This is a genomic window from Streptomyces sp. SID14436 (assembly GCF_010548465.1).
GTDB lineage: Bacteria > Actinomycetota > Actinomycetes > Streptomycetales > Streptomycetaceae > Streptomyces.
The window spans coordinates 1-6,445 of record NZ_JAAGMD010000841.1; the positions used below are offsets into that span (position 1 = coordinate 1).

Below are 6,445 nucleotides of genomic sequence, written 5' to 3' on the forward strand. Positions count from 1 at the left end.
GCGGCGGCCGTGGCGCTGGTGCTGCGCCTGGCCTTCGGCCCGGCGCCGCGCGACTGACCGGCCGGGCCGCCCGCCCGAGGCGCGCCGGTCAGAACACCGACAGACCGGTCAGGGTGGTGAAGCGGTCCAGGGCCGCCACGCCCGCCACCGAGTTGCCGTGCTCGTCCAGGCCCGGGCTCCACACGCACAGCGTGCAGCGGCCCGGGACGACGGCGATGATGCCGCCGCCCACCCCGCTCTTGCCGGGCAGGCCCACCCGGTAGGCGAAGTCGCCGGCCGCGTCGTAGGTCCCGCAGGTCAGCATCACCGCGTTGACCTGCTTGGCCTGACTGCGGCTGAGCAGCCGGGTGCCGTCGGCCCGGATGCCGTGCCGGGCCAGGAAGGAGGTCGCGGGCGCCAGGTCGGCGCAGGAGGCGGCGACGGAGCACTGCCGGAAGTACTGGTCGAGCAGGGCCGGCACCGGGTTGTCGATGTTGCCGTAGGACGCCATGAAGTGGGCGAGGGCGGCGTTGCGGTCGCCGTGGGTCTCCTCGGAGGCGGCGATCTCCAGGTCGAAGTCCAGGTCGGGATTGCCGCTCTCGGCCCGCAGCAGGGCGAGCAGTTCCCCGGCCGCGTCGCCGGTACGGGTGTGCAGCCGGTCGGTGACGACGAGGGCGCCCGCGTTGATGAACGGGTTGCGGGGGATGCCGTCCTCGTACTCCAGCTGCACCAGCGAGTTGAAGGGGTTGCCGGACGGTTCCCGGCCCACGTGCTCCCACAGGGAGTCGCCCTCCCGGGCCAGCACCAGGGCCAGCGTGAACACCTTGGTGATCGACTGCGCCGAGAAGGGCTCCCGCCAGTCCCCCACCCCGTAGACCGTGCCGTCCAGCTCGGCGACGGCCATGCCGAAGCGGCGCGGGTCCCGGGCCGCGAGCGCCGGGATGTAGTGGGCGGGAGTCCCCCGGCCGGGGGTGCGCTCGATCTCCTCGGCGATGCGTTCCAACACCGGCAGGAAGGTCATCGACGACGTCATGATCCCCATTGTGCGCGCCCCCGGTCACGCCCAGAGGAGGCGGGCCAGCGCGGCACCCGCGAAGGCGGCGCCCACGCCGGTCACGACACTGACGACGACGTTGGCGGCGGCGAGGAGCCTCGCCCCGCTCCCGGCCAGCCGCATCGTCTCGTAGGAGAACGTCGAGTAGGTGGTCAGCGCCCCGCACAGCCCGGTGCCGAGCAGCAGCTGCACCGAGTGCGGGGCGGCCCCGTAGGTGACGGCGCCGGTGAGCAGCCCGAGGACGAGACAGCCGGCCACGTTGACGGTGAAGGTGCCCCAGGGGAAGACGGTGTCGTGCCGCTTCGACACGCCGAGGTCGGTCAGGTACCGCAGGGGCGCGCCGACGGCGCCGCCGGCCACGACCAGCAGCCAGTTCACCGCGCGCGCTCCTCGTCCCGGCCGGCACCGCGAAGGACCTCGCACTCGTCCAGCATGACCAGGCCCCCGGCGACCAGTTCGTCGAGCTGGGGCAGGAACGCGCGGACGCGGGTCTCGTCGTCGACGATCACCACCGCCACGGGCAGGTCCTCGCTCAACGACAGCAGCCGGGTGGTGTGGATCAGCGAGGAGGCGCCGAACCCCTCGATCCCGCGGAACACCGACGCCCCGGCGAGCCCGGCCCTATGGGCCCGGTGCACGATCTCGGTGTACAGCGGCCTGTGGTGCCAGACGTCGTTCTCCCCGACGAGGATCGTCAGGCGCAGGGCGCGACCGGGCGGTGTCCTCATGGCTGCCTCCATGTCACGATCCGGCGCGTCACCCCGGCGGCGCTCCACACCGCGGCCAGCGCCACCAGCGGCGTCAGCGCCAGGCAGGCCAGCCCCGCGGCGGCCCGGCCGGCGTCGACCAGTTTCTGGACGTCGACCGCGTAGGTCGAGAACGTCGTGAACCCGCCCAGCACCCCGGTGCCGAAGAACGGCCTGACCAGCCGGTGGGCCGCCCACACGTCGCTGATGACGACCATGAACACGCCGATCACCGCGCACCCGACGGCGTTCACGCCCAGCGTGGTCCACGGGAAGCCGCCGTCGGCCGTCGGCCACAGCAGGGACACCGCGAAGCGGGCCGCGGCGCCCAGCGCGCCGCCCAGCGCCACGACGGCCACCACAGGAACGTGCGCCCGCCAGGCCCCCGGCCGCCGAACGGGTCCGCGGAGGCCGAGGTCCGGATCCGTGGGCTCGCCCACGGCCGGGAAGTGCGGGGGATTCATCGGGTGCACGCCTCCTACTCGCCCTGCACCCCTCGGTCTCGGGGTGCGCGTCATCGCAAGTAGGGACCGTTGGCGGCCACGGTGCCGCGGTTCGGGCACGGCGGGCCCCACCGCCGGGTCGCGGGCCGGGCCCGCGACGCTCTCAGCGTACCGGCACCGGCCGGGCCGGCGAGCGGGCGGGCCGGAGCCGCGAGCCGGTCACCAGCCGTGCTGCCAGCCCTTCTCGATCATGCGGGCCACCTCGGCGATGCGCACCTCGTCGCGCCGGTAGCGCGGCGGGCCGTCGGAGCGGTCGACGTGCAGCAGTCCGAGGGCGGTGAGCAGGCCGAGGTGGGTGCGGGCGACCGGGCCGGACATCCGGAAGCGGGCCGCGACGGCGTCGGCGGTGGCGCCGCTCTCGACGAGCCCGGGCTGCTTGAGCCAGGTCAGGATGTGCAGCCGTGTCCCGTCGACGGGAGTCCTCAGCATGTCGTCCACCTCCACCGCGGGCGCCGCTCTGCGGGCTCCTCCACTGTCCCGCAACCGGGTCCCCCGTGTCCCGGACTCCGGCGTCGTTGGCGGGCCAACAGACCTGTGGGGCACCGAGGTTGGCCGACGGAGCACGGTCCGTACCGGACGGCCTCCCCGGTGCTCCCCCGGAGCCGGGCCGCGGCAGGCCCGCCACCGGCGGGCATCGGCTGCCGGGGGCAGGGGCGGACGGCGTCCTGGGCCGTGTCTCTTCGGATCACTCCGACTCGGATCGACGGCGCCTTGACAGGCCCCGCGGCCCCGGGGAGATCCGGAAGACACGGCTCAGGGGCGGGCGAGCAGGGTGCGCACTCCCTCCGAGGTGAGGGTCAGCCGGTGCTCGGAGCTGCCGTCGATGGTGAGGGAGAGCTCCTCGGCGGGCCACTGCGCGGCGAGCGCCCCGAGCGGCACCAGGCGGTAGCGGGAGACGAACGGCAGCAGTCCGGCCATCTCCGTCTCGGAGGTGAACACGGGCACCACCTGGGTGCCGCCCGGCTGCTCCAGCACCGGCAGCGCCACGGCACCGGGATCGGCGGCCTCCCCGTCACCCGCGTCGTCGGGGACCGGGATCAGGACGTCACTGCCCGCCAGCGCGTCCAGCGCGGCAGCGTCCTCGGTGTTCTGCGCCAGCGCGTCCAGGGCGCGCTGGGCGGGCGTGGGGGCGTTGTTCTCGTGCGCGGGTGTTTCCATGACAGATTCCCTGCTGGCGGAGGTTCGTGCGGCTCACCCGGACCAAGATCGCTTCCGGGCGCGGTCCTGCACGCGTACCCGGTCCGCCGCGGCGCAACCCTGCGGAATCCGACCCCCTGCCGCTCCCCTGAAACACATGGCTATCATATGAGCGCCGTCTAGCTCGAAAGATGATCCTGTGACTGTCAACGAAGACTCGTTCACCACCTGGCAACACCGCGAGGAGATCGCTGAGTCGATGATCCCGATCATCGGGAAGCTGCACCGCGAGCGGGACGTCACCGTCCTGCTGCACAGCCGCTCCTTGGTGAACAAGTCGGTGGTCAGCATCCTCAAGACCCACCGCTTCGCCCGGCAGATCGCCGGCGAGGAACTCTCCGTCACCGAGACGCTGCCGTTCCTCCAGGCGCTCACCACGCTCGACCTCGGCCCGTCCCAGATCGACATCGGCATGCTGGCCGCGACCTACCGGGCGGACGACCGCGGGCTGTCGGTGCCGGAGTTCACCGCGGAGGCCGTCGCCGGCGCCACCGGCGCCAACAAGATCGACCGCCGCGAGCCGCGCGACGTCGTCCTCTACGGCTTCGGCCGCATCGGCCGGCTCCTCGCCCGGCTGCTGATCGAGAAGTCCGGCTCCGGCAACGGCCTGATGCTGCGCGCCATCGTCGTCCGCCAGGGCGGCGAGCAGGACCTCGTCAAGCGCGCCTCCCTGCTGCGCCGCGACTCGGTGCACGGCCAGTTCCAGGGCACCATCACCGTGGACGAGGCGAACAACACGATCACCGCCAACGGCAACAGCATCAAGGTGATCTACGCGAACGACCCCTCGCAGGTCGACTACACGGCGTACGGCATCAAGAACGCGATCCTGATCGACAACACCGGCAAGTGGCGCGACCGCGAGGGCCTCTCGCAGCACCTGCGCCCCGGCGTCGACAAGGTCGTCCTGACCGCGCCCGGCAAGGGCGACGTGCCCAACATCGTGCACGGCGTCAACCACGACACCCTCAAGCCGGACGAGCAGATCCTGTCCTGCGCCTCCTGCACCACCAACGCGATCGTGCCGCCGCTGAAGGCGATGGCCGACGAGTACGGCGTGCTGAGCGGCCACGTGGAGACCGTCCACTCGTTCACCAACGACCAGAACCTGCTGGACAACTACCACAAGTCGGACCGTCGCGGCCGCTCGGCGCCGATGAACATGGTGATCACCGAGACCGGTGCCGCCTCCGCCGTCGCCAAGGCGCTGCCCGATCTCAAGGCACGCATCACGGGCAGCTCCATCCGCGTGCCGGTGCCCGACGTGTCCATAGCGATCCTCAACCTCCGCCTGGGCCGGGCCACGGACCGCCAGGAGGTCCTGGACTACCTGCGCAACGTCTCGCTCACCTCGCCGCTGAAGCGCCAGATCGACTTCATCAGCGCCCCCGACGCGGTCTCCAGCGACTTCATCGGCTCGCGCCACGCGTCGATCGTGGACGCGGGCGCCCTGAAGGTCGAGGGCGACAACGCGATCCTCTACCTCTGGTACGACAACGAGTTCGGCTACTCCTGCCAGGTCGTCCGGGTCGTCCAGCACGTCTCGGGCGTGGAGTACCCGACGTTCCCGGCGCCGGCGGTCTGACCGGTACGGAACGGGGCGGGGGCGTGGGAGCGCCCCCGCAGCGACCAGCGGGGCCGGCGTGGCCGTCGGCCCCGCGGCCGTTGCCGCGCACGGCCGACGGGACCCGCCGGCCGGAATCGTGCCGCCCTGATTCGGTGACAGAAAGCGAACCCGTGGGTCCAGATCGGTAACGATCGTCCGGGATCGCTTGCTCAGCGTGAAACACTTCCTACGCTGCGGGCATGTCCCTCTTCAGCAGTCGCACCAGCAGACGTCCCCGTATCGTTCCCGCCCTCGACGACGCCGATCTGGCGCGCGCTCTGCGGCAGTTGAACAAGCGAGGTGCCGGAAGCGGCCGGGCTCCGGAGGTGACGCTCGTCGCCACGCTGCTGGAGGAGGCGGGGGACGACTGGGACCGCCGCAGCCACCGCGCCTCCGTCCTCGCCGAGGCGTCGGCCGGGACCGGGCTCGCCTCGTCCTGGCTGTCCCGGGAACCGGACAACGCCGACGCGCTGGTGTTCCACTCCTGGGTCGGCGTGATGCGCGGCCTGCGGGACCGGCGGGTGGAGGACGCGGCACAGCTGGTGAACCAGTGCCACCGGGCCGCCGAGATCTCCCCCGCCGACCCGACGCCCTGGGTGGTCCTGCTCGGTCTGGCACGGGTCGAGCGGTACGGGCAGAACGACGTGAACGCCATCTGGCGGGAGGCCACCGGCCGCGACCGCTGGCACCGCGAGGCGTACGTGCAGATGCTCGCCTACCTGTCGCCGGAGGAGGGCGGTTCGAGCGCCTCCGTGCTGGACTTCATCGACGTCGTCCGCACCCGCATCCCCGCGAACGCGCCCTGCGCGGCGATCGAGATCACGGCCGCCGTCCGGCAGTACCAGGGGCTGCTCGCACAGGGCGGGGTGCGGGCCATGACGGCGGGCCAGCTGTGGGAGGGCGGGCAGATCGCGGCCGCCCTCGAACAGGCCTCCGGCCTGTGGGCCAAGCCGGGCTTCTTCCAGCACGCGGCGGCCCAGGCCGACCTCAACGTGCTGGCGTACGCGCTGTGCGCGGCCGGGCGGGCCGCCGACGCGCACCACGTCTTCCAGGTGCTGCAGGGCACCGTCACCCCGTGGCCGTGGAACGTCGACGGGCCCGCGGTGCAGCGCTTCGAGCAGCACCAGGCCAAGGCGGAGCGGGGGCGGCAGGGGGGCATCGGGGGCTGACGCCCGCCCCGCCGCCGCCCGGTCAGTGCCGGTCGAGGACCGCCCCGACGACCTCCCGCAGCACCCGGGCCGGGTCGGTGACCGGGCCCTCGGACCGCCACGCGACGAACCCGTCGGGGCGGACGAGGACCGCGCCGCCGGCGGTGATGCCGTGCGCCCCGGCCCAGTCCGCGCCGTCCGCCGGACGCAGG

9 protein-coding genes are annotated in these 6,445 nt (G+C 72.9%); 2 read left to right on the forward strand and 7 right to left on the reverse strand.

All coding sequences use genetic code 11. The features are described 5' to 3' along the window. Positions 1-88: 88 nt before the first annotated feature. From G3I53_RS30820 to G3I53_RS30845, 6 genes are all read right to left on the reverse strand, one after another. Positions 89-1,021 (reverse strand): glutaminase, encoded by a 933-nt coding sequence (locus G3I53_RS30820; RefSeq protein WP_164333435.1) that lies wholly within the window; start codon positions 1,019-1,021, stop codon positions 89-91. Positions 1,022-1,036: 15 nt separating this feature from the next. Continuing rightward, positions 1,037-1,411 carry a fluoride efflux transporter CrcB gene (gene crcB / locus G3I53_RS30825; protein WP_164333436.1) on the reverse strand — a complete coding sequence of 125 codons (375 nt, stop codon included), beginning with the start codon at positions 1,409-1,411 and terminating at the stop codon, positions 1,037-1,039. Continuing rightward, positions 1,408-1,761: a DUF190 domain-containing protein gene (locus G3I53_RS30830; RefSeq protein WP_164333437.1), complete on the reverse strand. Its 354-nt coding sequence runs from the start codon at positions 1,759-1,761 to the stop codon at positions 1,408-1,410. Before G3I53_RS30830 ends, crcB begins: the two co-directional genes overlap by 4 nt. After that, the gene (locus tag G3I53_RS30835; protein ID WP_164333438.1) at positions 1,758-2,243 is read right to left on the reverse strand and encodes a CrcB family protein; all 486 of its coding nucleotides are present in this window, start codon (positions 2,241-2,243) and stop codon (positions 1,758-1,760) included. The genes G3I53_RS30830 and G3I53_RS30835 overlap by 4 nt, the downstream gene beginning before the upstream one ends. Before the next feature lie 198 nt (positions 2,244-2,441). Then, complete coding sequence (locus tag G3I53_RS30840) at positions 2,442-2,711, reverse strand: ArsR family transcriptional regulator (RefSeq protein WP_164338165.1); 270 nt, start codon at positions 2,709-2,711, stop codon at positions 2,442-2,444. A 324-nt stretch (positions 2,712-3,035) separates the two neighbouring features. Further along, complete coding sequence (locus G3I53_RS30845; RefSeq protein WP_164338164.1) at positions 3,036-3,440, reverse strand: SseB family protein; 405 nt, start codon at positions 3,438-3,440, stop codon at positions 3,036-3,038. Between the two features lie 178 nt (positions 3,441-3,618). Here G3I53_RS30845 and G3I53_RS30850 point away from each other — a divergent pair, with 178 nt between their 5' ends. Together G3I53_RS30850 and G3I53_RS30855 are read left to right on the forward strand one after the other, a co-directional pair. Further along, entirely contained in the window at positions 3,619-5,064 is a 1,446-nt protein-coding gene (locus tag G3I53_RS30850; RefSeq protein WP_164338163.1) for a glyceraldehyde-3-phosphate dehydrogenase, read from the forward strand. A gap of 221 nt (positions 5,065-5,285) precedes the next feature. After that, complete coding sequence (locus tag G3I53_RS30855) at positions 5,286-6,254, forward strand: hypothetical protein (protein WP_164338162.1); 969 nt, start codon at positions 5,286-5,288, stop codon at positions 6,252-6,254. 22 nt (positions 6,255-6,276) lie between these two features. Here G3I53_RS30855 and G3I53_RS34625 read toward each other — a convergent pair. Beyond that, a partial coding sequence (locus tag G3I53_RS34625) for a hypothetical protein (RefSeq protein ID WP_343240719.1) occupies positions 6,277-6,445 on the reverse strand: 169 nt, incomplete at its 5' end.

What these genes read in the sequence shown, in the direction of transcription:
- G3I53_RS30830 (WP_164333437.1), bottom strand. Translation starts at nt 1,761, where the DNA reads ATGAGGACACCGCCCGGTCGCGCCCTGCGCCTGACGATCCTCGTCGGG.
- G3I53_RS30820 (WP_164333435.1), bottom strand. Translation starts at nt 1,021, where the DNA reads ATGGGGATCATGACGTCGTCGATGACCTTCCTGCCGGTGTTGGAACGC.
- G3I53_RS30840 (WP_164338165.1), bottom strand. Translation starts at nt 2,711, where the DNA reads ATGCTGAGGACTCCCGTCGACGGGACACGGCTGCACATCCTGACCTGG.
- G3I53_RS30855 (WP_164338162.1), top strand. Translation starts at nt 5,286, where the DNA reads ATGTCCCTCTTCAGCAGTCGCACCAGCAGACGTCCCCGTATCGTTCCC.
- G3I53_RS30845 (WP_164338164.1), bottom strand. Translation starts at nt 3,440, where the DNA reads ATGGAAACACCCGCGCACGAGAACAACGCCCCCACGCCCGCCCAGCGC.
- G3I53_RS30835 (WP_164333438.1), bottom strand. Translation starts at nt 2,243, where the DNA reads ATGAATCCCCCGCACTTCCCGGCCGTGGGCGAGCCCACGGATCCGGAC.